Source organism: Streptomyces sp. WAC06614 (assembly GCF_003949795.1).
GTDB lineage: Bacteria > Actinomycetota > Actinomycetes > Streptomycetales > Streptomycetaceae > Streptomyces.
Map to the genome: position 1 here is coordinate 19,908 of NZ_RPRY01000024.1, position 23,034 is coordinate 42,941.

Annotated in this window: 20 protein-coding genes; 12 read left to right on the forward strand and 8 right to left on the reverse strand. The window is 73.0% G+C overall.

What is annotated here, in order from left to right:
* The first annotated feature begins 110 nt into the window (after window positions 1-110).
* A complete protein-coding gene (locus EF918_RS05465) occupies window positions 111-1,451 on the forward strand; it encodes a hypothetical protein (protein ID WP_260609832.1) in 1,341 nt (446 codons plus the stop codon).
* Between the two features lie 26 nt (window positions 1,452-1,477).
* Here the strand turns inward: EF918_RS05465 and EF918_RS05470 are convergent, their stop codons facing one another.
* Complete coding sequence (locus EF918_RS05470) at window positions 1,478-2,512, reverse strand: glycoside hydrolase family 6 protein (protein WP_260609833.1); 1,035 nt, start codon at window positions 2,510-2,512, stop codon at window positions 1,478-1,480.
* A gap of 58 nt (window positions 2,513-2,570) precedes the next feature.
* Window positions 2,571-3,569 (reverse strand): DUF5937 family protein, encoded by a 999-nt coding sequence (locus EF918_RS05475; RefSeq protein ID WP_125641621.1) that lies wholly within the window; start codon window positions 3,567-3,569, stop codon window positions 2,571-2,573.
* Between the two features lie 82 nt (window positions 3,570-3,651).
* On the opposite strand from EF918_RS05475, the gene EF918_RS05480 reads away from it, so the two are divergent.
* From EF918_RS05480 to EF918_RS05495, 4 genes are all read left to right on the forward strand, one after another.
* Window positions 3,652-4,884, forward strand: a complete 1,233-nt coding sequence (locus tag EF918_RS05480) for an MFS transporter (protein ID WP_125641624.1) — start codon at window positions 3,652-3,654, stop codon at window positions 4,882-4,884.
* Window positions 4,885-4,905: 21 nt separating this feature from the next.
* A complete protein-coding gene (locus EF918_RS05485) occupies window positions 4,906-5,415 on the forward strand; it encodes a MarR family winged helix-turn-helix transcriptional regulator (RefSeq protein WP_125641628.1) in 510 nt (169 codons plus the stop codon).
* 43 nt (window positions 5,416-5,458) lie between these two features.
* On the forward strand, window positions 5,459-5,791 hold the full coding sequence (locus EF918_RS05490; RefSeq protein WP_125641631.1) for a DUF3817 domain-containing protein: 333 nt from the start codon (window positions 5,459-5,461) through the stop codon (window positions 5,789-5,791).
* Between the two features lie 96 nt (window positions 5,792-5,887).
* Window positions 5,888-7,588 carry a methylmalonyl-CoA mutase gene (locus EF918_RS05495; RefSeq protein WP_125641635.1) on the forward strand — a complete coding sequence of 567 codons (1,701 nt, stop codon included), beginning with the start codon at window positions 5,888-5,890 and terminating at the stop codon, window positions 7,586-7,588.
* A 78-nt stretch (window positions 7,589-7,666) separates the two neighbouring features.
* Here EF918_RS05495 and EF918_RS05500 read toward each other — a convergent pair whose 3' ends face one another.
* On the reverse strand, window positions 7,667-8,305 hold the full coding sequence (locus tag EF918_RS05500) for a TetR/AcrR family transcriptional regulator (RefSeq protein WP_125641638.1): 639 nt from the start codon (window positions 8,303-8,305) through the stop codon (window positions 7,667-7,669).
* Between the two features lie 250 nt (window positions 8,306-8,555).
* On the opposite strand from EF918_RS05500, the gene EF918_RS05505 reads away from it, so the two are divergent.
* The 4 genes from EF918_RS05505 to EF918_RS05525 all read left to right on the forward strand — a co-directional run bounded on the left by EF918_RS05505 (window position 8,556) and on the right by EF918_RS05525 (window position 12,701).
* Complete coding sequence (locus EF918_RS05505; RefSeq protein ID WP_125641641.1) at window positions 8,556-9,527, forward strand: tetratricopeptide repeat protein; 972 nt, start codon at window positions 8,556-8,558, stop codon at window positions 9,525-9,527.
* 579 nt (window positions 9,528-10,106) lie between these two features.
* Complete coding sequence (locus EF918_RS05515; protein WP_125641644.1) at window positions 10,107-10,748, forward strand: DUF6230 family protein; 642 nt, start codon at window positions 10,107-10,109, stop codon at window positions 10,746-10,748.
* 110 nt (window positions 10,749-10,858) lie between these two features.
* Window positions 10,859-11,392 carry a DUF6114 domain-containing protein gene (locus EF918_RS05520; RefSeq protein ID WP_125641647.1) on the forward strand — a complete coding sequence of 178 codons (534 nt, stop codon included), beginning with the start codon at window positions 10,859-10,861 and terminating at the stop codon, window positions 11,390-11,392.
* Complete coding sequence (locus tag EF918_RS05525; protein ID WP_125641650.1) at window positions 11,382-12,701, forward strand: hypothetical protein; 1,320 nt, start codon at window positions 11,382-11,384, stop codon at window positions 12,699-12,701. The genes EF918_RS05520 and EF918_RS05525 overlap by 11 nt, the downstream gene beginning before the upstream one ends.
* Window positions 12,702-12,773: 72 nt before the next feature.
* Here the strand turns inward: EF918_RS05525 and pyk are convergent, their stop codons facing one another.
* The 3 genes from pyk to pta all read right to left on the reverse strand — a co-directional run bounded on the left by pyk (window position 12,774) and on the right by pta (window position 17,587).
* A complete protein-coding gene (gene pyk, locus EF918_RS05530; protein WP_125641653.1) occupies window positions 12,774-14,204 on the reverse strand; it encodes a pyruvate kinase in 1,431 nt (476 codons plus the stop codon).
* Window positions 14,205-14,266: 62 nt separating this feature from the next.
* Window positions 14,267-15,472, reverse strand: coding sequence for an acetate kinase (locus EF918_RS05535; protein ID WP_125641656.1), 1,206 nt, complete (start codon window positions 15,470-15,472; stop codon window positions 14,267-14,269).
* 33 nt (window positions 15,473-15,505) lie between these two features.
* On the reverse strand, window positions 15,506-17,587 hold the full coding sequence (pta, locus tag EF918_RS05540; protein WP_125641659.1) for a phosphate acetyltransferase: 2,082 nt from the start codon (window positions 17,585-17,587) through the stop codon (window positions 15,506-15,508).
* Window positions 17,588-17,867: 280 nt separating this feature from the next.
* Between pta and EF918_RS05545 the strand changes: the two genes are divergently transcribed.
* Window positions 17,868-18,893 (forward strand): ATP-dependent 6-phosphofructokinase, encoded by a 1,026-nt coding sequence (locus EF918_RS05545; RefSeq protein WP_125641662.1) that lies wholly within the window; start codon window positions 17,868-17,870, stop codon window positions 18,891-18,893.
* An 88-nt stretch (window positions 18,894-18,981) separates the two neighbouring features.
* On the opposite strand, the gene EF918_RS05550 is transcribed toward EF918_RS05545, so the two are convergent.
* Entirely contained in the window at window positions 18,982-19,677 is a 696-nt protein-coding gene (locus EF918_RS05550) for a helix-turn-helix domain-containing protein (RefSeq protein WP_125641665.1), read from the reverse strand.
* A gap of 308 nt (window positions 19,678-19,985) precedes the next feature.
* On the opposite strand from EF918_RS05550, the gene EF918_RS05555 reads away from it, so the two are divergent.
* Together EF918_RS05555 and EF918_RS05560 are read left to right on the forward strand one after the other, a co-directional pair.
* Window positions 19,986-20,378 (forward strand): MerR family transcriptional regulator, encoded by a 393-nt coding sequence (locus tag EF918_RS05555; RefSeq protein WP_125641668.1) that lies wholly within the window; start codon window positions 19,986-19,988, stop codon window positions 20,376-20,378.
* Between the two features lie 21 nt (window positions 20,379-20,399).
* Window positions 20,400-20,744 carry a co-chaperone YbbN gene (locus tag EF918_RS05560; protein ID WP_125641671.1) on the forward strand — a complete coding sequence of 115 codons (345 nt, stop codon included), beginning with the start codon at window positions 20,400-20,402 and terminating at the stop codon, window positions 20,742-20,744.
* Here EF918_RS05560 and glgB read toward each other — a convergent pair.
* A complete protein-coding gene (glgB, locus tag EF918_RS05565) occupies window positions 20,734-23,010 on the reverse strand; it encodes a 1,4-alpha-glucan branching enzyme (RefSeq protein WP_125641674.1) in 2,277 nt (758 codons plus the stop codon). The genes EF918_RS05560 and glgB overlap by 11 nt on opposite strands.
* Window positions 23,011-23,034 lie beyond the last annotated feature (24 nt).

Genomic DNA, 23,034 nt, shown 5'->3' on the forward strand with positions numbered 1-23,034 from the left:
TCGCCGCCAACGCGGCGGCCCCGTCCGACGTCCTGCTGCGGCTGCTGCACCCCGGGGCCGGTGGCGCCCGGCGGGCCCTGTGCGCGGAACGCGCGCTGCCCGAGGAGGTCGTGGACGCGGTGGTCGCGCACCCGGAGCCGCGGGTGCGCCGGGCCCTCGCCCGCAACGGGCACGTGCCGCCCGCCCAGCGGGGCCGCCTGGCGGCGGACCCGCTCGCCATGGTCCGCGCGGAGCTCGCGGCCGGGCCCCGTCCCCGCCCCCGCCGGATGCCGCCGCTGCCCGACGAGGTCCTGGTCGCCCTGCTGACCGCCGTCGACGACGAGGCCGACGTGCTCACGGCGGACGAGATCGCCCAGCAGCTCCTCGTCTCCGGCCAGTTGCCCGCCTCCTTCCGGCACCGGGCGCTCCGGCACGAGCACCCGGCCGTACGGATCTGCGGGGCGGCCCTGTGGGAGCGGCTCACCCCCGCCGAGCGCGGGGCCCTGCGCACCGACCCCGATCCCCGGGTCCGCGAGGTCGCACGGCACTGCGCCCGGCAGGAGGACCCCGCCGCCATGGAGGCGGACCTGCCGGAGGAGGACTGCCACGCCCGCGCCGGGATCCTGACCAACTTCGCGGTGTCGCACACCGTGGCCGAGGCCTGCCTCGCCACCGGGCGGAACCTGGAGGGCCTGGCCGCCAACCGGCACACGCCGGCCCACGCCGTCGCCCGGCTCGCCCGGGCCGCCGACCCCGAGGTCCGCGCGCGCGTCGCCGCCCGCGCCGACCTCGCCCCCACCGTGTGGGCGGAGCTGGCCGAGGACCCCGACGAGCGGGTCCGTACCCGCGCCCGGATACAGCCGCTGCCCCGCACCCGGGCCGAGTGCGCCGCCGTCGACCGGGTGCTGGCCTGCCACGGCCACGACTGCGACTGCCCCGTCGTGGAGCCGTACGAGCAGCCGGACCCGGACTGGTACCGCGCCTGTGCGGTGTCCCCGGAGGTGGTGCTGCGCCGGGTGGCCGCGAGCTGCCCCACGCTGCCCGCCGGCCTCGTGGCGCGACTGGCCGAGGACCCGGACGACGAGGTCCGCCACAGGCTGGCCTGCCACCACCCGTCGGCGCCGCCCGCGACCGTCCTCGACACCTTCGTCGCCCGCCCCCGGCAACGCCCGCACCTGCTGGCGCAGTCCCGGCTGCCGCGGACCGGACTGGCCCATCTGCTCGGGCACGAGGACCCGCAGGTGCGTGCGTGGGCGGCGGGCGACCCGAGCCTCGGGCGGGCGCCGGTGGCCCTGTTGGCCGACCCGGACGCGCACGTACGCCGGGCGGCCGCGGCCAACCCCCTGTTCACCGGGGCCGTCCTGGACGCGCTGCTCCAGGACCCGGCCACGGCGCAGGGCGCGGCGGCCAATCCGGGGCTGCCCGCCGTACGGCTGCACGCACTGCTGGACCGGGCGGGGCTGCCCCGCTGATCGTCGGGCGGGGCCGCGCGGCGGGGTCAGTGGGGTGTGCGGCGGGCCAGGCCCAGGGCGTACGACGGCCAGAAGGTGCCTGTCGGGGGGCCGCCGTGGCAGGGGCCGTCGGAGTCGCCGGGGTGGGCGATCCACAGGTAGGCGTCGGCCAGGGGGTCGCCCGTGCGGTCCGTGGGCGGGGTGCCCAGGGCGCGGCCCGGCGGGTTGCAGGAGGTGCGGGCGGGGTCGCCGGGGAGCGGGCCGGCGCCGTTGCGGCCGGTGTCCACGACGTAGTGCCGGCCCCCGGTGGCCTTCGACAGGCGGGTGCCGAACTCCCGGGCCTCGGTGTCGGTGCGGAAGCCGCGCACGTTGAGCGCGAAGCCGTCGGCGCGGGCCAGGCCCGCCCGCTCCAGCGCGGCCGCCAGTTCCTTCACGTCCCGGCCGGGGGCCGGATCCCCGGCGTCCAGGTAGACCTTGGTGTTCCGGTTCCGGCCCAGCCGGTCGACGGCCGCCGACAGCAGGCGTACGCGTTCCTCGCGCCGGCCGGGGGTCAGGCAGCCGTCCGACAGGAGCTGCGGCACCGCGCCGGGCTCCAGGACCACCAGGGCCCGGGCGTCGCCGACGGCGTCGGCGAACGCGTCCAGCCAGCGGCGGTAGGCCGCCGCGTCCGCGGCGCCGCCGGTCCGCGGCCGGGCGCCGCAGTCGCGGTGGGGGAGCTGGTGGACCGTCAGCACCACCGTCCGCTTCGCGGCCGCCGCCCCGCGCACGGCCCGGCGGACCTCCGGTCCGGGATCCCCGGCCGGGGCCCACAGGGCGGTGGGCCGCTCCGAGATCCGGCGCAGCACCTGGGCGTCACCGGTACGGCCCTGGTCCTCCCAGGCCGCCACCTGCCGGGCGGCCGGCCCGGCCGGGTCCACCCAGAACGGCGCCTCGGGCGCCGCGGCCGCCGGGTCCGCGGCCGCCGCGGCCGCCCCGCCGCGGGGCGGCGCAGGGGGTCCCGGCGCGGCGGAACACGCGGTCAGGGCCAGCAGGACGGCGGCCGGGACGAGGAGACGCCAGGGGCGGGGACCGGGGGCTCGCACCGGATCATCCTGACATGACGGATATGTCATGGCGTGTCACCACACCGTGCCGGCGGGGCTACGCCAGGCCGCCGTCGCCCGTGGCCAGGGCGATGCCCAGGGGGGTGCGTTCGTAGAGGACCTGGTGGCCGCGCCGGTGGGGCTGGAGGAGGCCGGCGCCGTGCAGGGCCTTCAGGTGCGCGGAGACCGAGGAGGGCGCCCGCCCGAGCCGGTGCGCGAGGGCCGTGGTGGACGCCGGCTCGTCCAGGGCGCACAGGACCTCCGCCCGCCCCCGGCCCAGCAGCCGTGCGACGGCCTGCGGGGCCGGGCCGGCCGAACCGCTCCACAGCGCCCCGATCCCGCGCGCCGGGTAGACGACGGTCGGCTGCCACGGCGGCTCGAACCCGCCCGCCACGTTCGGCCAGATGAAGGCGCTCGGCACCAGCAGCAGGCCCTGCCCACCGAGATGGCGGTCGTGGTGCGAGGGCCGGTCGACGACCAGGGTGTCGGTCTCCGCGTCCCAGCGCAGCGACGGGTGCAGCCCGTCGAACAGCTCCGCGAGCCCGCCCGCCGCCAGCCGGCGCGCGTGGAAGAGGACGTCCGCCTCCAGCAGGGCGCGCAGCCGCGGCCAGTGCGGCGCCACCAGCACCTGCCAGGCCTGGTCCAGCAGGTCGGCCAGCAGCTCCACGGCCCGCTCGGGGTCGGACAGCAGCAGTTGCCCGGTCTCGCCGGCGGTGGCCCCCGGCGTATCGGCCAGGGACCGGCGGATCTCGTCGTGCGCCGCCCACGGGTCCGCCGAACGGACCCGCTCCAGCTCCTGCGCGAAGGTACTGCCGGGGCCGAGCGGGGGCGCGCCGAGGAAGTCGCAGCTGTGCCCGCGCGCAGGCATCAGCGCCCACAGCGGCCGCAGGTCGAGCCGGTCCGCGGCGGCCCGGATCTGCCGCAGCCAGGGCAGGTGGTAGCCCTGCCGGTGCGGACGCAGGAGCGTACGCACCGCGCCCTGGGTCTCCCAGAGCGGCGAGACGGCGAACCGGCACCGCAGGAGGTCGCCCGGCCCGAACCGGTGGTGCAGGGGCATCCGGCGACCCTAACCGGTCGCGGGAGATTCGTGCTCCGCCGAATCCCTGGGCGGGCCCGTGCCCGCCCGGCACGCTCCTGGCATGCCCCGTGACACCTATGCCGCGGTGTTCCGCGTCACCGAGTTCCGCGCGGTGTTCGCCGCACACCTCCTGTCCGTGCTCGGGCTCGTCGTCGCCGAGCTCGCGCTCACCGTCCTCGTGTACCGGCTCACCGGCTCCCCGCTGATGAGCGCGCTCACCTTCGCCCTCGGCTTCCTGCCGTACCTCCTGGGCGGCACCCTGCTCGCACCGCTGGCCGACCGCCGCCCGGCCCGCCGGGTGCTCGTCGTCTGCGACCTGGTGTGCGCCGTCTGCGCCGCCGCCATGGTGCTGCCCGGCACCCCCGTGGCCGTCCTGCTGGCCCTGCGCTGCGTGCTGGCCCTGATCGGACCCCTGTTCCAGGGCACCCGCAACGCCTCCCTCGCCGACGTCCTCGGCCCGGGCGAGCGGTACGTCCTCGGCCGCTCGCTGCTGCGCATGGTCTCCCAGAGCGCCCAACTGACCGGCTTCGGCCTCGGCGGGGTGCTGCTCGCCCTGGTCTCCCCGCGCAGCGCCCTCGCCGTCACCGCCGCCGGCTTCGCCGGCTCCGCCCTGCTGCTGCGGTACGGCACCCGCAGGCGTCCCGCCCGGGCCGCCGGCGACCGCAGCTCCCTGCCGGCCGGGCTGCGCGCGGTCCTCGGCGACCGCCGGACCCGGTCGCTGATGCTGCTGTTCTGGCTGCCGTCGCTGTTCCTGGTGGTGCCCGAGGCCCTCATGGCCCCCTACGTCGACGGGCTCGGCGCCGGCACCACCGCCCTCGGCCTGCTGATGTGCGCGCTGCCCGTCGGCACCGTCGCCGGGGAGCTGTGGGCCGGTTCCGCGCTCAGCGCCCGGGCCCGGTCGCGGCTCGTCGGCCCGCTGGCCGTCGCCGGCTTCCTGCCGCTGCTCGGCTACGCCCTCCGGCCGGGCCTGGCGCTGCTGGCCGGGCTCCTGCTGCTGGCCGGGCTCGCCCACGCCTACACCCTGGGCCTGGACCAGTGGTTCGTGGAGGTGGTGCCCGAGGAACTGCGCGGCCGGGCCATGACCCTGCTGAGCACCGGGCTGATGACGCTCCAGGGCGTCGGCATGGCGCTGGCGGGGCTGGCCGCCGAGTTCCTGCCGCTGCACCAGGTGGTGGCCGGGGCGGCGGTGCTGGGCGCGTCGTGCGTGCTGGTGCTGCTGGCCGACCTGAGGGCGGCGGACGCGGCTGCCGCCCCGCGGGGGCCGAGGACTGAGACGGGCCTGTCCGCCAAATGACCGACAGGTAAGGTCGGGTCCGTGCCCAAGCCCCTCAGCCTTCCCTTCGACCCCATCGCCCGCGCCGACGAACTCTGGCAGCAGCGCTGGGGGCCGGTGCCCTCGATGGCCGCGATCACCTCGATCATGCGCGCGCACCAGATCCTGCTCGGCGAGGTGGACGCGGTGGTCAAGCCGTACGGGCTGACCTTCGCCCGCTACGAGGCGCTGGTGCTGCTGACCTTCTCCAAGTCGGGCGAGCTGCCGATGTCGAAGATCGGCGAGCGGCTGATGGTGCACCCGACCTCGGTGACCAACACCGTGGACCGGCTGGTGCGGTCCGGCCTGGTGGCCAAGCGCCCCAACCCCAACGACGGCCGCGGCACCCTGGCCTCGATCACCGACAAGGGCCGCGAGGTGGTCGAGGCGGCCACCCGCGACCTGATGGCCATGGACTTCGGGCTGGGCGCGTACGACGCCGAGGAATGCGCCGAGATCTTCGCGATGCTGCGGCCCCTGCGGATCTCCTCCGGCGACTTCGAGGAGAAGTAGCCCCCGTCAAGATCGAGCAAAACGGACGGTTACGCTCGTGGGCATGAAATCCAGCGTGCTGACCCGCTACCGCGTCATGGCCTATGCGACCGCCGTCATGCTCCTCGTCCTGTGCGCGTGCATGGTGGCCAAGTACGGCTTCGACAAGGGCGCCGACCTGACCTTCGTGGTCTCGCAGATCCACGGCGTGCTCTTCATGATCTACCTGGTCTTCGCCTTCGACCTGAGCTCGAAGGCCAAGTGGCCGTTCGGCCGGATGCTGTGGGTCATGCTGTCCGGGACCATCCCGCTGGCCGCCTTCTTCGTCGAGCGCCGGGTGCGCGCCGAGGTCGAGCCGCTGATCACCGAGCCGCGCCCGGCGCCCGCCCGGGCCTAGGCGCGACGGCCGTACCGGTGGTACCACCAGCCCCGGGGGTGACTCCCCGGGGTTTGCCATCGACATTTACTAGGACGTCCTAGTAAATTCGAAGGCATGGACGCTGACGCCATCGAGGAGGGCCGCCGCCGCTGGCAGGCCCGTTATGACAAGGCCCGCAAGCGCGACGCCGACTTCACCACGCTCTCCGGCGATGCCGTCGACCCGGTCTACGGACCCCGGCCCGGCGACGTCTACGAGGGCTTCGAGCGGATCGGCTGGCCGGGCGAGTACCCCTACACCCGCGGTCTGCACCCCACCGGCTACCGCGGCCGGACCTGGACGATCCGGCAGTTCGCCGGCTTCGGCAACGCCGAGCAGACCAACGAGCGCTACAAGATGATCCTGGCCGCCGGCGGTGGTGGGCTCTCGGTCGCCTTCGACATGCCCACCCTGATGGGCCGCGACTCCGACGACCCGCGCTCCCTCGGCGAGGTCGGCCACTGCGGTGTCGCCATCGACTCCGCCGCCGACATGGAGATCCTCTTCAAGGACATCCCGCTGGGCGACGTCACCACGTCGATGACCATCTCCGGGCCGGCCGTGCCGGTCTTCTGCATGTACCTGGTCGCCGCCGAGCGCCAGGGCGTCGACCCGGCCGTGCTCAACGGCACGCTCCAGACCGACATCTTCAAGGAGTACATCGCGCAGAAGGAGTGGATCTTCGATCCCGAGCCCCATCTGCGCCTCATCGGCGACCTGATGGAGTACTGCGCCCGCGGCATCCCCGCGTACAAGCCGCTGTCGGTCTCCGGCTACCACATCCGCGAGGCGGGCGCGACGGCCGCGCAGGAGCTGGCGTACACCCTCGCCGACGGCTTCGGCTACGTGGAGCTGGGCCTGTCCCGCGGCCTGGACGTGGACGTCTTCGCGCCCGGCCTGTCCTTCTTCTTCGACGCCCACGTCGACTTCTTCGAGGAGATCGCCAAGTTCCGCGCCGCCCGGCGGATCTGGGCGCGCTGGATGAAGGAGGTCTACGGTGCGCAGACCGACAAGGCGCAGTGGCTGCGCTTCCACACCCAGACCGCCGGTGTCTCGCTGACCGCGCAGCAGCCGTACAACAACGTCGTACGGACCGCCGTGGAAGCCCTGGCGGCGGTGCTCGGCGGCACCAACTCCCTGCACACCAACGCCCTCGACGAGACCCTCGCCCTGCCCAGCGAGCAGGCCGCCGAAATCGCGCTGCGCACCCAGCAGGTGCTGATGGAGGAGACCGGCGTCGCCAACGTCGCGGACCCGCTGGGCGGTTCCTGGTACGTGGAGCAGCTCACGGACCGGATCGAGGCCGACGCCGAGAAGATCTTCGACCAGATCAAGGAGCGCGGCCTGCGCGCCCACCCCGACGGCCGGCACCCGATCGGCCCGATCACCTCGGGCATCCTGCGCGGGATCGAGGACGGCTGGTTCACCGGTGAGATCGCCGAGTCGGCCTTCCAGTACCAGCGGTCGCTGGAGAAGGGCGACAAGCGGGTCGTCGGCGTCAACGTCCACCACGGTTCGGTCACCGGCGACCTGGAGATCCTGCGGGTCAGCCACGAGGTGGAGTGGGAGCAGGTCCGGGTGCTCGGCGACCGCAAGGGCCGCCGGGACGACGCCAAGGTCCGGGCCGCCCTGGAGGCCATGCTCGCAGCGGCCCGGGACGGGTCGAACATGATCCCGGCCATGCTGGACGCCGTACGCGCCGAGGCCACGCTGGGCGAGATCTGCAACACCCTGCGGGACGAGTGGGGCACGTACACGGAGCCCGCCGGGTTCTGACGGCCCGGACGGGTCCGCACGGACCCGGGAGGTACGACGGCGGGGCCGGTCACCAGGTGGCCGGCCCCGCCGTCGTGTTCATGCCGCGGGGCCCTGGAGCCCGTGCATCAGCAGGGCGGTGAAGGTGGCCACCCACAGCTCGTCCACCGGCTCGGCGCTCACCAGGGCGCGGTGGACGACCGTGCCCGCAATGACGTCGAAGATCAGGTCGGTGGTGCGGCCCGCGAGGTCCCCGTCCGCGTCGTACGGCAGTTCGCCGCGGGCCTGGGCGCGTTCGCGGCCGAGTACGACGAGACGTTTCTGCCGGTCCACGATCGCCGACCGGATCCGGTCGCGCAGGGCCTCGTCCCGGGTGGACTCGGCCACCACCGCCATCAGCGCGGTCCGCGCCTCGGGGCGCCGCAGCAGTTCCGCGAACTGCAGGACCACGTACTCGACGTCGGCCTCCAGCGAACCCCGGTCGGGCAGCTCCAGGGTGTCGAACAGCTCGGCGACGGCGTCCACGACCAGCTCGTTCTTGCCCGCCCATCGGCGGTAGAGGGTGGTCTTGGCGACCCCGGCCCGGGCCGAGACGTCGCCCATGGTCAGCTTGGACCAGCCCAGTTCGCACAGCGCGTCCCGGGTCGCGGCCAGGATCGCGGCGTCCGCCTCGGCGCTGCGCGGGCGGCCGGTGCGGCCGGAAGTGGAGCCCGCTGTTCCGGAACGTGCGTGTCGCATTGGGCGACCATACCGGTCAGTAGCCTGCCGTCCCGTGACCCACGGCACTGTGGGCGAGATCACGGAGCGCCCGGGCGCCGGGAGAGTTACGCTACGGCTCGTAGCGTAAGAGCGACAACCACGCAGCAGCTACGGGCGTCAGGTGGGGACCCGACGCCGACAGCACACGACACCGGACCGGACCGGCCGGTGAACGAGCATTTCAGGCGATCTTTTTCGTCGGCGCGCGCAAACGGGGGAGGATGTACGCATGCAGCCCAGAAACATGTCCATGAGCGGCGTCGTCGACCTCGCCGCGGTGAAGGCGGCCGGCGAGGCCAAGGCCAAGGCCGAGCAGGCGCGCGCCGAGGCCGCCCGGCAGGGCGGCGGCGCCGCGGGCGCCGTGCCGCCCGGCGCGCTGGTCCTCACCCTCGACGAGGCGGGTTTCGAAGACGCGCTCCAGATGTCCGCCGAGGTTCCGGTGGTCATCCCCTTCTGGTCCGAGCGGTCCCCGGCGAGCGTGGAGCTCACCGGACTCCTGGAGCGGCTCGCCGTCGAGGCGGGCGGCCGGTACGTGGTGGCCAAGGTCGACGTGGACGCCAGCCCCCTGCTCGTCCAGCAGTTCGGCCTCCAGGCCGTCCCGGCGGTCTTCGCCGTGGTCGCCGGGCAGGCGCTCCCGCTGTTCCAGGGCGCCGCGCCCGAGGACCAGGTCCGTGACACCCTCGACCAGCTCGTGCAGATCGCCGAGCAGCGCTTCGGCATCACCGGTCTGGTCGTGGACACCGCCGCCGAGGCCGGGGCGCCGGCCGCCGCCGCACCCGCCGGGCCGTACGACGCCCTGCTGGAGGCGGCGATGAGCGCGCTGGACGCCGGCGACCTGGCCGGGGCCCTCCAGGCGTACAAGAACGTGCTGGCCGACGACCCCGGCCACGCCGAGGCCAAACTGGGCCTGGCGCAGGCCGAGTTGCTCGCGCGCGTGCAGGGCGTGGACCCGCAGGCCGTGCGGACCGCGGCCGCCGCCGACCCCAAGGACGTGCAGGCCCAGCTCGCGGCCGCGGACCTGGACCTGGTGGGCGGTCACGTCGAGGACGCCTTCGGGCGGCTGGTGGACACCGTGCGCGTCACGTTCGGTGACGACCGGGACACCGTGCGGCTGCGCCTGCTGGAGCTGTTCGAGATCGTCGGCTCCGAGGACCCGCGGGTCGTCAAGGCGCGCACGGCCCTCGCGCGGGTGCTGTTCTAGGGCCCGCGGGAGCGTCGGCGGGCGACCGTCGATGTGTTGACACGGAGATAAACAGCGGCCGCCCTTTACCAAAACTTGGTAATCGCGGCCGCTGTTACTCGCAGTAAATCGAACCCAAGGATCTGTCGGGTTCCTCCCTCATTCCCCCGATCTGTCGTGGCCCGGGGTGACACCCTCCGTGCCCGAGTCCGGGCGCTCGGTCGGGCTCTGGTTATCCAGCCGTTACCCGCCAGTAACGAACCCCCTTGTGCCCCGGCCCCGAATGGACCACGATCGGCCACGCTCGGTCCGTCCCGCAGAGCCGCTCACCCGGAGCCGCGGACGGGTCCCCACCGGGCCGGTCGGTGGCCATGGGCACCGGCCGTGGACAGGGGGGTCTCTGCCGCCACCGGCAGGGCCTGTCCTCCAGGTTGCGCGGACGCGTGGCCCAGTGGTTGTCGCTCGGGGGTGATCGCCGGTGTACCTGACGCGGATCCGCGCCATGGCCGCCGACGCTCCTTCCCGAGGACGTAGCACTTCTCCCATCCCAGGACGGGCAGGGCCCGGACCGGAGATGTACGTCCGAGAAGGAGGAACAACATGAATTCCCAGGTTCGTGGCGGGACCAGATGGAAGCGCTTCGCGCTCGTCATGGTGCCGAGCATCGCGGCGACCGCCGCGGTCGGTGTGGGTCTGGCGCAGGGTGCCCTCGCGGCGTCCTTCAGCGTCTCCGGCCAGGACTTCAAGGTGCGCGCCGACGAGCTCGTCGGTCAGGACCTGATCCAGTACGGCGGCATCGCCGAGGGACACAGCCTCAAGGGTGACCCGCAGCACCACCCGGTCACCATCTCCGGCTTCCGCGAGGCCAAGATCACCAACATGTGCCAGTCGCTGGTCACCCCGGTGCCCGGCCTCGGCAACATCACCCTGAAGCTGCAGACGGGCCACAAGGGCCGTCCGGCGGTCGCCCAGAACATCTACCTGGACGTCGCCGAGCTCGACGCGGACGCCAAGTTCGAGCAGCTCGACATCGGTGTCGCGGTCGGCGACCAGAGCAACCCGACCAAGCCGCAGCCCGGCACGGTCGCGAGCCCGTTCGCCTTCTCGCAGCGCGCCAAGACGGCGACGCTGACGAACGTGCGCCAGAAGGCCTGGGCGACGACGGCGGGCACCTTCACCCTGCCCGACCTCAAGCTGCGCCTGCTCAGCGGCGACCAGCCGTGCTACGAGGACGAGAAGTAGTCCGTCCCCGTGTTGCTCGACCGGCCGGGCGGGCGGCACTGTCGTCCGTCCGCCCGTCCGGGCGCGACACGAAGTTCTTTCGAACCACCGTTTCCAGGGAGCTGTTGTCCATGAACCCCCAGGCCCCGGTTAACGCCGCTGACGACCACTGGCTCACCGTGGCGTACTACGCCTTCCACTCCTGGTCGGGCAAGCGGCCGTTCTGGGCCGGGCTGTTCACCATGCTGGCCGGTGCGCCGATCATCTACTTCCCGTTCGGCGACACGCGCCTGGCCAACGTCTCGGTGACGCTGGCCACCACGACCGGATCCGGCTCGCTGATCATCGGGATCCTGCTGATCACCCTGGGTCTGACGCTCTGGTTCCAGCAGGGCGTACGGGTCTTCGCCGGCGTCGCCGCGATCCTGCTCGGGCTGGTCTCCCTGCCGTTGTCCAACCTCGGCGGCTGGTTCCTGGGACTGATCTGCGCACTGGTCGGCGGCAGCCTCGCCCTGGCCTGGGCACCGGGTGTGCCCGCGGCGCAGGAGTCCGACCCGCAGGCCCTGGCGGCCACCGCGGCGGTCCCCGCCCCGCGGGAGACGGAGACCGGCTACCCGACCGAGACGACTGCCCACGCCGACGGCGGGAGGAACAGTGCGGGGTGACCAGACGCAGGCGGCCGACGCGGCCCCTGGGGACGAGTCCCGTGGTACGAAGGGCCCGCGCCACGCGGCGCCCAGGAAGTCGCTGCTGACGAAGTTCCACATACCCGTCGGCAGGACCATGGCCCTGGCGGCGATGCCCACGGCCGTGTTCGTCGGGATGGGCATGGCCCCCAAGCTGGCCGCCGCCGACGACAAGGAGATCCCGTTCCTGCCCGGGCCGTGCGTGACGCGCTCCGACGGCCCGACCGGCTCGGCCTCTCCCTCGCCCTCGGCGTCGCCGTCCGCCACCGCGTCGCCCGGCGCCTCGCCGGGTACGTCGCCCTCGCCCGGGGCGTCCCCCAAGGCCTCGGCCTCGGCCTCGCCCAAGCCCGCGGTGACCCCGCCGGCCACGAAGCCGAACGCCCCGGCCACCGCCTCCGCGCAGCAGCAGGCCGCCCCGGCGCCGTCGACCACGGCGGCCGCGGCGAAGAAGACCGATCCGCTGGACCCGCTGGGCGTCGGTGACGCCCTCAAGGACCTGTTCGGCGGGCTCGGCAAGGCCGCCGCACCGGGCGCGACGCCGAGCACCGCCCCGTCCACGGCCCCCGCGCCCGCGCCCTCCGGCACGGCCGCACCCGCGCCCGGCACCGCCGCCCCGAAGCCCGCGGACCCGGCGGCGGACGCGATCCGCGAGGCGGCCAGGAAGGCCGGCGTCGAGGTCAAGGAGCTGCCGCAGGACGTCAAGGACACGGCCGACAAGCCCAAGGACGAGACGGGCGTGGCGGACGACGAGGCGACCGGCGACAAGGACAAGGACGCGGCGGGCCCCGACGGCAAGCAGCCCTTCCCCTGCCCGACCCTGGACGCGAAGGCCCTCGCCGACGCCAAGCTGGAGCCGGGCATCCCGGCCCTGCCCGACGAGCCGTGGTACCTGGACAGCAGCATGCTGACCCTGTACGGCCTGGACTACGAGGGCATCGTCGAGGTCAGGACCGGCTCCGGCAAGGTCAAGAAGGTCCTGAAGTTCACCGCGGACTCCCTGGACATCAAGGACCTGTACCAGACCGTCGGCAAGGGGCAGAACATCGCCCACCTGAAGTCCCGCCCCGGCTCGACGTCCAAGATCCGTGGCGGCAAGGTGACGATGTACACCGAGTCGCTCAAGGGCAACCTGTTCGGTCTGATCCCGATCGAGTTCAGCCCGACCAGCCCGCCGCCGCTGAACGTGCCCTTCGCGTTCTTCACCCAGGTCAAGGTCGTCCAGGCCGGCCAGTTCGGCGGCACGCTGACGGTCCCGGGCCTGAAGAACTACATCGGTCCGCCGGAGTAGGACCCCGCGACGACAGGAGCGGCCCGCACCCCCTCGGGGTGCGGGCCGCTCCCGCTGTGCGGCGGGGGTGGATCAGTCCTGCGACGCGCCACCGAGGTGGTGGACGCGGACCATGTTGGTCGTGCCCGGGACGCCGGGGGGCGAGCCGGCCGTGATGACCACGGTGTCGCCGGCGTTGTAGCGGCTGAGCTTGACCAGCTCGGCGTCGACCAGCTCGACCATGGCGTCGGTGTTGTTCACGTGCGGGACGACGTACGAGTCCACGCCCCAGCTCAGGGTGAGCTGGTTGCGGGTGTTGACGTCCGTGGTGAAGGCCACGATCGGCTGGACCGCGCGGTAGCGGGACAGCCGGCGGGCGGTGTCACCGGACTGGGTGAAGGCGATCAGCGCCTTGCCGTCGAGGAAGTCGGCGATCTCGCAGGCGGCGCGGGCCACGGAACCGCCCTGGGTGCGCGGCTTCTTGCCCGGGACCAGCGGCTGGAGGCCCTTGGAGAGCAGCTCCTCCTCGGCCGCGGCGACGATCTTCGACATCGTCTTGACGGTCTCGATCGGGTACTGGCCCACCGAGGACTCGGCCGACAGCATGACCGCGTCGGCGCCGTCCAGGATGGCGTTGGCGACGTCGGAGGCCTCGGCGCGGGTGGGCCGGGAGTTGGTGATCATCGACTCCATCATCTGGGTGGCGACGATGACCGGCTTGGCGTTGCGGCGGCACATCTCGATGAGGCGCTTCTGCACCATCGGGACCTTTTCGAGCGGGTACTCGACGGCCAGGTCACCGCGGGCCACCATGACCGCGTCGAAGGCGTCGACCACGGCCTCCATGTTGTCGACGGCCTGCGGCTTCTCCACCTTGGCGATGACGGGGACCCGGCGGCCCTCCTCGTCCATGACCCGGTGGACGTCCTTGACGTCGTTGGCGTCGCGGACGAAGGACAGGGCGACCATGTCGCAGCCCATCCGCAGGGCGAAGCGCAGGTCCTCCTTGTCCTTCTCGGACAGGGCCGGGACGTTCACCGCGGCGCCGGGCAGGTTGATGCCCTTGTGGTCCGAGATGACACCGCCCTCGATGACGATGGTCCGCACGCGCGGGCCGTCGACCTCGGTGACCCGCAGCTCGACGTTGCCGTCGTTGATCAGGATCTGGTCGCCCTTGGCGACGTCGCCGGGCAGGCCCTTGTACGTGGTGCCGCAGATGGACTTGTCGCCCGGGACGTCCTCGGTGGTGATGGTGAACTCGTCCCCGCGGACCAGCTCGACCGGGCCCTCGGCGAAGGTCTCCAGGCGGATCTTCGGACCCTGGAGGTCGGCGAGGACACCCACCGCGCGGCCGGTGTCCTCCGAGGCCTTGCGGACGCGGTCGTACCGCTCCTGGTGCTCTGCCTGGGATCCGTGGCTGAAGTTGAAACGGGCCACGTTCATGCCTGCCTCGATGAGCGCTTTCAGCTGCTCATAGGAGTCGACGGCGGGGCCCAGGGTGCAGACGATTTTGGAACGGCGCATGGAGCGGATCCTATCCGTTTGTTTCGTAGCGGAATATTCCGTCTGGTGGAAAGTCCAAGTGACTAGCGAGTAACCAGCTCATAGGCCTGAGCGGCGATCTCCAGCTCCTCGTCCGTGGGCACCACCGCCACCGCCACCCGGGCGTACTCGGGGGAGATCAGCCGCGGCTCGCCCGAGCGCTCCGCGTTCGCCCGGTGGTCCAGCGCCAGGCCGAGTTCCTCCAGGCCCGCCACGGCGGCCTCGCGCACCGGGGCCGCGTTCTCGCCCACGCCCGCCGTGAACACCACCGCGTCCACCCGGCCCAGCACGGCCGTGTAGGCGCCGATGTACTTCTTCAGCCGGTGCACGTACGTGGCGAACGCCCGCCCGGCCGCCTCGTCGCCCTCGCCGGCCCGGCGCAGCACCTCGCGCATGTCGTTGTCGCCGCACATGCCCAGCAGACCGCTCTTCTTGTTCAGCAGCGAGTCGATCTCGTCCACCGACATCCCGCCGACCCGGGCCAGGTGGAAGATCACCGCCGGGTCCAGGTCGCCCGAGCGGGTCCCCATGACCAGGCCCTCCAGCGGGGTCAGGCCCATCGAGGTGTCCACGCACACCCCGCCGCGCACGGCCGAGGCCGAGGCGCCGTTGCCCAGGTGCAGCACGATCACGTTGACCTCCTCCGGCGCCTTGCCCAGCAGCCGGGCCGTGGCCCGGGAGACATAGGCGTGGGAGGTGCCGTGGAAGCCGTAGCGCCGGACCGAGAAGCGCTCGGCGACCTCGGCGTCGATCGCGTACTGGGCCACGTGGTCCGCCATGGTCGCGTGGAAGGCCGTGTCGAAGACGGCCACCTGCGGGATGTCCGCGCGCAGCGCGCGGGCCACCTCGATGCCGGTCACGTTCGCCGGGTTGTGCAGCGGGGCCAGCGGCACCAGGCTGCGGATCTCGGCCAGGACCTCGTCGTCGATGACCGTGGGCGCCGTGAACCGGGTGCCGCCGTGCACCACCCGGTGACCGACCGCGGCCAGCTCCGGCGAGTCCAGCCCCAGGCCGTCGGCGGCCAGCTCGGCCGCCACGGCCTTCAGCGCGGCCTCGTGGTCGGCGATCGGGCCGAGCTGCTCGCGCCTGTCGCCGCCGGTGGCCAGCGGCTCGTGCACCAGCCGCGAGGTCTCCTCGCCGATCCGCTCGACCAGCCCGACGGCCAGCCGGCTGCGGTCCGCCATGTCGAGCAGCTGGTACTTGACCGACGAGGAGCCGGAGTTGAGGACGAGTACGCGCGATGCGGTCACGATCGGGTCTTTCCTTCGGTGGGGGAGGAGGGGCTACTGCGCGGCGGCCGGGTTCTGGGCCTGGATGGCGGTGATCGCCACCGTGGTGACGATGTCCTGGACCAGTGCGCCGCGGGACAGGTCGTTGACCGGCTTGCGCAGGCCCTGCAGCACCGGGCCGACCGCCACGGCGCCCGCCGAGCGCTGGACCGCCTTGTAGGTGTTGTTGCCGGTGTTGAGGTCCGGGAAGATCAGCACCGTCGCCCGGCCGGCCACGTCGGAGCCGGGCAGCTTGGTCGCGGCCACGGACGGCTCGACGGCGGCGTCGTACTGGATCGGGCCCTCGACGGCCAGGTCCGGACGCTGCTGCCGGACGATCTCGGTGGCCTTGCGGACCTTGTCCACGTCGGCACCGGACCCGGAGGTGCCGGTCGAGTACGACAGCATCGCGATCCGCGGCTCGACGCCGAAGGCGGCGGCGGTGGCGGCGGACTGGACGGCGATGTCGGCCAGCTGCTCGGCGTTCGGATCGGGGTTGACCGCGCAGTCGCCGTAGACCAGCACCCGGTCGGCCAGGCACATGAAGAAGACGGAGGAGACGATCGAGGCCTGCGGCTTGGTCTTGATGATCTCGAAGGCCGGGCGGATGGTGGCCGCGGTGGAGTGCACCGACCCGGAGACCATGCCGTCGGCCAGGCCCTCCTGGACCATCAGCGTGCCGAAGTAGTTGACGTCGGTGACCACGTCGTTGGCCAGCTCGACGGTCATGCCCTTGTGGGCGCGGGCCTTGGCGTAGTACTCGGCGAACCGTTCCCGCAGGGGCGAGGTCGCCGGGTCGATGATCTGCGCCCCGCCGATGTCGATGCCGAGGTCGGCGGCCTTCTTCAGGACCACCTGCTCCTCGCCCAGGAGGGTGAGCTCGCAGACCCCCCGGCGCAGCACCACGTCGGCGGCGCGCAGCACCCGCTCCTCGGTGCCCTCGGGCAGCACCACCCGGCGCCGGTCGGCGCGGGCCCGCTCCAGCAGCTCGTGCTCGAACATCATCGGCGTGACCCGCTCGGAGCGGGTCACCGACAGCAGGCCGCGCAGCTCGGGGGTGTCCACGTGCCGCTCGAACAGGCCGAGCGCGGTCTCCAGCTTGCGCGGGGTGGCCGAGTTCAGCCGGCTCTGCAGCGCGAACAGTTCGCCGGCCGTCGGGAAGCTGTTGCCGGCCACGGAGACCACCGGGGTGCCCGGGGCCAGCTTCGCGGCCATCTCCAGGATGCGCGGGGCCGGGCGCTCGTTCAGGGTGAGCAGCACACCGGCGATCGCGGGGGTGCCGGAGGCGTGCGCGGCCAGGGCGCCCACCACCAGGTCCGAGCGGTCGCCGGGGGTCACCACCAGGCAGCCCGGGGTCAGGGCGTTGAGGAAGTTCGGGAGCATGGCGCCGCCGAAGACGAAGTCCAGCGCGTCCCGCGCGAGCCCGGCCTCGTCGCCGAGCAGCACCTCACCGCCGAGGGCCCGGGTGATCTCGGCGACCGTCGGGGCCGACAGCGACTTGTCGTCGGGGAGCACGTAGCAGGGGACCGGGAGGCGGGCCGCCAGCCGCTCGGCTATGACGTCCCGGTCCTCCTTGGCCACCCGGTTGACCACCATCGCCACGACCTCGCAGCCCAGGCTCTCGTAGGCGCGGTAGGCGTTGCGGGCCTCGGCCCGCACCGACTCGGCGGTCTGCTTGGTGCCGCCGACCACGGGGACGACGACCGCGCCCAGCTCGTTGGCCAGGCGGGCGTTCAGCGCCAGCTCGTCGGGGAGGTTGGTGTCGGCGTAGTCGGTGCCGAGGACCAGCATGACGTCGTAGGCGCGGGCCGCCCGGTGGTAGCGGTCGACCAGCCGGGAGACCAGCTCGTCGGTGCCCTTCTCGGCCAGGACCACCGAGGCCTCGTGGTACTCCATGCCGACGGCGGACGCGGCGTCCTGATCCAGCCGGTACCGGGCCTTGAGCAGGTCGAAGAGCCGGTCCGGTGCGTCGTGGAGCAGGGGCCGGTAGACCCCGACCCGGCCCGTCTGCCGGGTCAGCAGCTCCATGATCCCCAGCTCGACGACCTGGCGGCCGTCCCCCCGGTCGATCCCGGTGACGTACACGCTGCGCGTCACGTGGCTCTCCGTCCCTCTTCGTGAGTCGATTTCCCCCGATAAGGTGGGCTTGACCCCTTGACAATACCTTGGCGTGTGGGTAAAGCGCCCGTCAGTAGAAGGCCTCGGGAGGGGGGTCCAAAGGCCCTGGGTGCGGAGCAGTGCAGAGCGCGCCTCCCCGGTGACGCGTGGAACAATCGGACAGGCTGCGCCATTACGGCCTTCACGAGTACGTCCATGCGTACGCCCGTACGTCCGCACCCGTACGGAGGGTACGACCAGGAGCAGGAGACACAGCACGATGCGTATCGGAGTTCTCACCGCAGGCGGCGACTGCCCAGGACTGAACGCTGTCATCCGGTCCGTCGTGCACCGCGCGCTGGTCGGTCACGGGGACGAGGTCATCGGCTTCGAGGACGGCTTCAAGGGGCTCCTCGACGGTCACTACCGGCCCTTGGACATCAACTCGGTGAGCGGCATCCTGGCCCGCGGCGGCACCATCCTGGGCTCCGCCCGCATGGAGCGCGCCCGGCTGCGGGAGGCCGCCGACAACTGCGCCGCCCTCAAGGAGCGCTACGGCCTCGACGCCCTGATCCCGATCGGCGGCGAGGGCACCCTGACGGCCGCCCGGATGCTCTCCGACGCCGGCATGCCCGTGGTCGGCGTGCCCAAGACCATCGACAACGACATCTCCGCCACCGACCGCACCTTCGGCTTCGACACCGCCGTCACGGTGGCCACCGAGGCCATAGACCGCCTCAAGACCACCGCGGAGTCCCACCAGCGCGTCATGGTCGTCGAGGTGATGGGCCGGCACGCCGGCTGGATCGCCCTGGAGTCCGGCATGGCCGGCGGCGCCCACGGCATCTGCCTGCCGGAACGTCCCTTCCAGGTCGACGACCTGGTCAAGATGGTGGAGGAGCGTTTCTCCCGCGGCAAGAAGTTCGCGGTCGTCTGCGTCGCCGAGGGCGCGCACCCGGCCGAGGGCTCGATGCCGTACGAGAAGGGCGCCATCGACCAGTACGGTCACGAGCGCTTCGCCGGCATCGGCAACCGCCTGGCCGTCGAGCTGGAGCGCCGCCTGGGCAAGGAGGCCCGCCCGGTCATCCTCGGCCACGTCCAGCGCGGCGGTGTCCCCACCGCCTACGACCGGGTGCTCGCCACCCGCTTCGGCTGGCACGCCGTCGAGGCCGTCCACCGCGGCGACTTCGGCCGGATGACGGCCCTGCGCGGCACCGACATCGTGATGGCCCCGCTGGCCTCGGCGACCGCGGAGCTCAAGACCGTGCCCGAGAACCGGATGTACGAGGCCGAGTCGGTCTTCTGAGCCGGTTCCGCCCGGCGCCGGTCGTCCGGCCGGTACGGCGGGGACGTTCGTCCCCGCCGTACCGGCCGGACGGCAGGTCCTTTCCGGGTCATCCGGTCCCGCGGGCGAGCGCCCAGAACCGGTCGACGATCTCCGCGAGGAACTCCCGGCCCGCGTCCCCGCTGTTCGCCCCGCCCTGGCCGCTTCCGCTGCCCCAGCTCAAGGTGGCGACCATCCGCGACTGGTAGTCGTCGTAGAGCTGCTCCAGCACCCACTCCAGATGGGCCTTCGGCACCGGGATCAGCTTGGTGAGCGGCTTGAGGTACGCCTGCCAGCGCGTGGTCACCGCGTTGCGCAGCACCTCCGCCAGCTCCTCCTGCTTGCCCGTGGCCGCCACGAACTGCGGCAGGCTCAGCTTCAGCAGGGTGGCCAGCGCGGCCGACTGGCGCTCGTTGCCCTTCCAGCGGCCGGTGTCCTCCATCTTCTGGTACGACCCCGGGTCCAGCCCCACCCGCCGGGCGAGCTCCTCGGCCGTCAGGCCCCGGGCGATGCGGTGCTCCCGCAGGGTCACCGGTTCGGCGAGCAGCTCCCCGGGCGCGCACCACAGCACGCCGGCGAGGGCGGTCAGCTCCGCCGGGGCGGGGGTGGCCTCGCCCCGCTCCCAGGCCATGACGGTCTCGGGGGCGACGAGGAGTCCGTACTGGGCGCGCAGACCGTAGGCGACGTGACCGGGCGCCATGCCGAGGGCCGCGCGCAGGCGGCGGGCGGCGGAGGCATTGAAGGGGGGACTTGAGTGCACGGGCACACGGTAGAAGTGGCTGGGGTCCGACGACTACGGTCTGTTCGAACCAACTCACAACTCGTAGGAATCTCCGACCGAGTTCGGTGATTTGCGCCGGTTTACCGGCGACCGTCCGGTAATCGGTGAAAGAGAAGATCCACTGCCCGGCGTGCGGTTCGGGCCACCGTCATGATCCCTTCCCCACAGGTCCTCGCGCCACACCCTGAACCGTTCCTTCCGCCCCTGCGTGACCCAGTGCGAGGGGCCCTCGCCTCACGGGGGTGGCGAGGGCTCCTTGCCTTGACGTCGGCGTCAAGGAATACGGTCGTCCCATGCGAATCGGCGAGCTGGCCCGCCGGGCCGGGACCACGACCCGGACCCTGCGCTACTACGAGGCGCGCGGGCTGCTCACGGCCCGCCGCACCGACAACGGCTACCGCAGCTACGACGAGGAGGACCTGGCGCTGCTGCGCCAGATCCGCACCCTCCAGGACTTCGGCTTCGACCTGGAGGAGACCCGCCCGTTCGTGGACTGCCTGCGCGCCGGCCACCCGGCCGGCGACCGCTGCCCGGCCTCGCTGGCCGTCTACCGGCGCAAGCTCGTCGAGCTCGACGAGCTGCTCGGCCGGCTGGCCGACGTACGCGAGCAGGTGGCGCGGCAGCTCGCCGAGGCCGAGGAGGCCGCCGGAGCGGCGGCCGTGCCCCGGTGCGAGATGACCGGCTGACGACACGAGGAGAGTACGACGATGCGTGCCCAGGGAGTCCCCGAGGTGACCGACGCGACCTTCGCGGCGGAGGTGCTCGCCGAGCGGGACCGTCCGGTCCTGGTCGAGTTCACCGCCGACTGGTGCGGCCCCTGCCGGCAGCTCGCGCCGGTGCTGTCCGCGCTCGCCGCCGACCAGGCCGACCGGCTCAAGATCGTCCAGATCGACGTGGACCACAACCCCGAGGTCACCCTGCGCCACGGGGTGCTGTCCGCGCCGACCATGATCGTGTTCCAGGGCGGCGAGCCGGTGCGGTCCATGGTCGGCACCCGCACCAAGCACCGGCTGCTCGCCGAACTGGAGGAGATCCTCCCGGTCAGGGCCTGAACCACAGCGTGCTCAGCGGCGGCAGGGTCAGCCGCAGACTGAGCGGCCGGCCCTGCGCCGGCTCCCGCTCCGGCCGCAGCGGCTGCGCGTTGCGCACGCCGCTGCCGCCGTAGCGCTCCTCGTCGCTGTTGAGCACCTCCCGCCACAGCGCGACGCCCTCGGGCACCCCGACCCGGTACTGCCGGCGCACCACCGGGGAGAAGTTGCAGACCGCCAGCAGCGGCGAGCCGTCCGCCGCGTACCGCAGGAAGGCGTAGACGTTGTCCTCCGCCGCGTCCGCCTCCACCCAAGCGAACCCTTCCGGCACCGAGTCCCGCTCCCACAGCGCGGGCGCCGCCACGTACGCCCGGTTCAGGTCCCGCACCAGCTCCCGCACCCCCCGGTGGTCGTCCGCCGCCGTGTAACTGCTGTCCAGCAGCCACCAGTCGGGCCCGTGGGACTCCGACCACTCGGCGCCCTGCGCGAACTCCTGGCCCATGAACAGCAGCTGCTTGCCCGGGTGGGCCCACATGAAGCCCAGGTACGCGCGGTGCGTGGCCCGCTGCTGCCACCAGTCGCCGGGAACCTTCGACACCAGCGCGCGCTTGCCGTGCACCACCTCGTCGTGCGAGATCGGCAGCACGTAGTTCTCGCTGTACGCGTAGACCATCCCGAAGGTCATGTCGTGGTGGTGGAACTTGCGGTGCACCGGCTCCTTCGACAGGTAGCGCAGGGTGTCGTGCATCCAGCCCATGTTCCACTTCAGCCCGAAGCCCAGCCCGCCGGAGTCGGTGGGGCGGGTCACCCCGTCCCAGGCGGTGGACTCCTCGGCCACGGTCACCACGCCCGGGCAGCGCCGGTAGACGGTGGCGTTCATCTCCTGCAGGAACCGCACCGCGTCCAGGTTCTCCCGCCCGCCGTGCTCGTTGGGCACCCACTCGCCCTCGCCGCGCGAGTAGTCGAGGTAGAGCATCGAGGCCACCGCGTCCACCCGGATGCCGTCCACGTGGAACTCCTGGCACCAGTAGACGGCGTTGGCCACCAGGAAGTTGCGCACCTCCTTGCGCCCGTAGTCGAACTCCAGCGTCCCCCAGTCCGGGTGCGCGGACCGCCGCGGGTCCTCGTGCTCGTACAGCGGCCGCCCGTCGAACTCCGCCAGCGCCCACTCGTCGCGCGGGAAGTGCGCCGGCACCCAGTCGACGATCACCCCGATCCCGGCCCGGTGCAGCGAGTCCACCAGGAAGCGGAAGTCGTCCGGGCTGCCCATCCGGGAGGTCGGCGCGTAGAAGCCGGTCACCTGGTAGCCCCAGGAACCCCCGAACGGATGCTCGGCGACCGGCATGAACTCCACGTGCGTGAAGCCCAGGTCCTTCACGTACGACGGGAGCTGCTCGGCCAGCTGCCGGTAGCTCAGGCCCGGCCGCCACGAGCCCAGGTGCAGCTCGTACACCGAGAACGGCGCCTGGTGCGCGGGCCGGCGGCCGCGCGCGGCCATCCACTCCTCGTCCTGCCACACGTGGTGCGAGGCCGTCACCACCGAGGCGGTGGACGGCGGCACCTCGGTGGCCCGGGCCATCGGGTCCGCGCGCAGCGTGTGGCTGCCGTCCGGCCGGGCGATGTCGAACTTGTACAGGGCGCCCTCGCCGACGCCCGGCAGGAACAGCTCCCACACCCCGCTCGCGCCGAGCGAACGCATCGGGTGCGCGACCGGGTCCCAGCAGGAGAAGTCACCGGTGACCCGGACCCCCTGCGCGTTGGGCGCCCACACCGTGAACCGGGTGCCGCTCACCCCCTGGTGCTCCATCGGCCGGGCGCCCAGCGCCGTCCACAGCTCCTCGTGCCGGCCCTCGCCGATCAGGTGCAGGTCCAGCTCGCCCACCGCCGGCAGGAACCGGTAGGGGTCGTGGATCTCCGTCTCGTCGCCGTCGTACGCCACCAGCAGCCGGTAGTCCGGGACGGTGCGCAGCGGGAACAGCCCGGAGAACAGCCCGTCGCCGTCGTCGTGCAGCTCGGCCCGCAGCCCCTTGGCGACCACCGTGACGGTCCTGGCGTACGGCCGCAGCACCCGGAACGCCACCCCGCCGCGCAGGGTCCGGGCGCCCAGGACCGCGTGCGGATCGTGGTGCCGGCCCTCCAGCAGCCGGGCCCGTTCCTCCGGGTGCAGGGCGGGCGCGGGCCGGACCCCGCCCGCGGGGGCGGCCCGCCGGGCCCGGGGGGTCCGCTTGGCGCGCGCCTCGGCGGCGGGTGCTTCGTCGGTGACGGTCGTGGACGGCTGGGCGGCGCTCACGGGTGCGGCCTCCTTGGCGGCTGG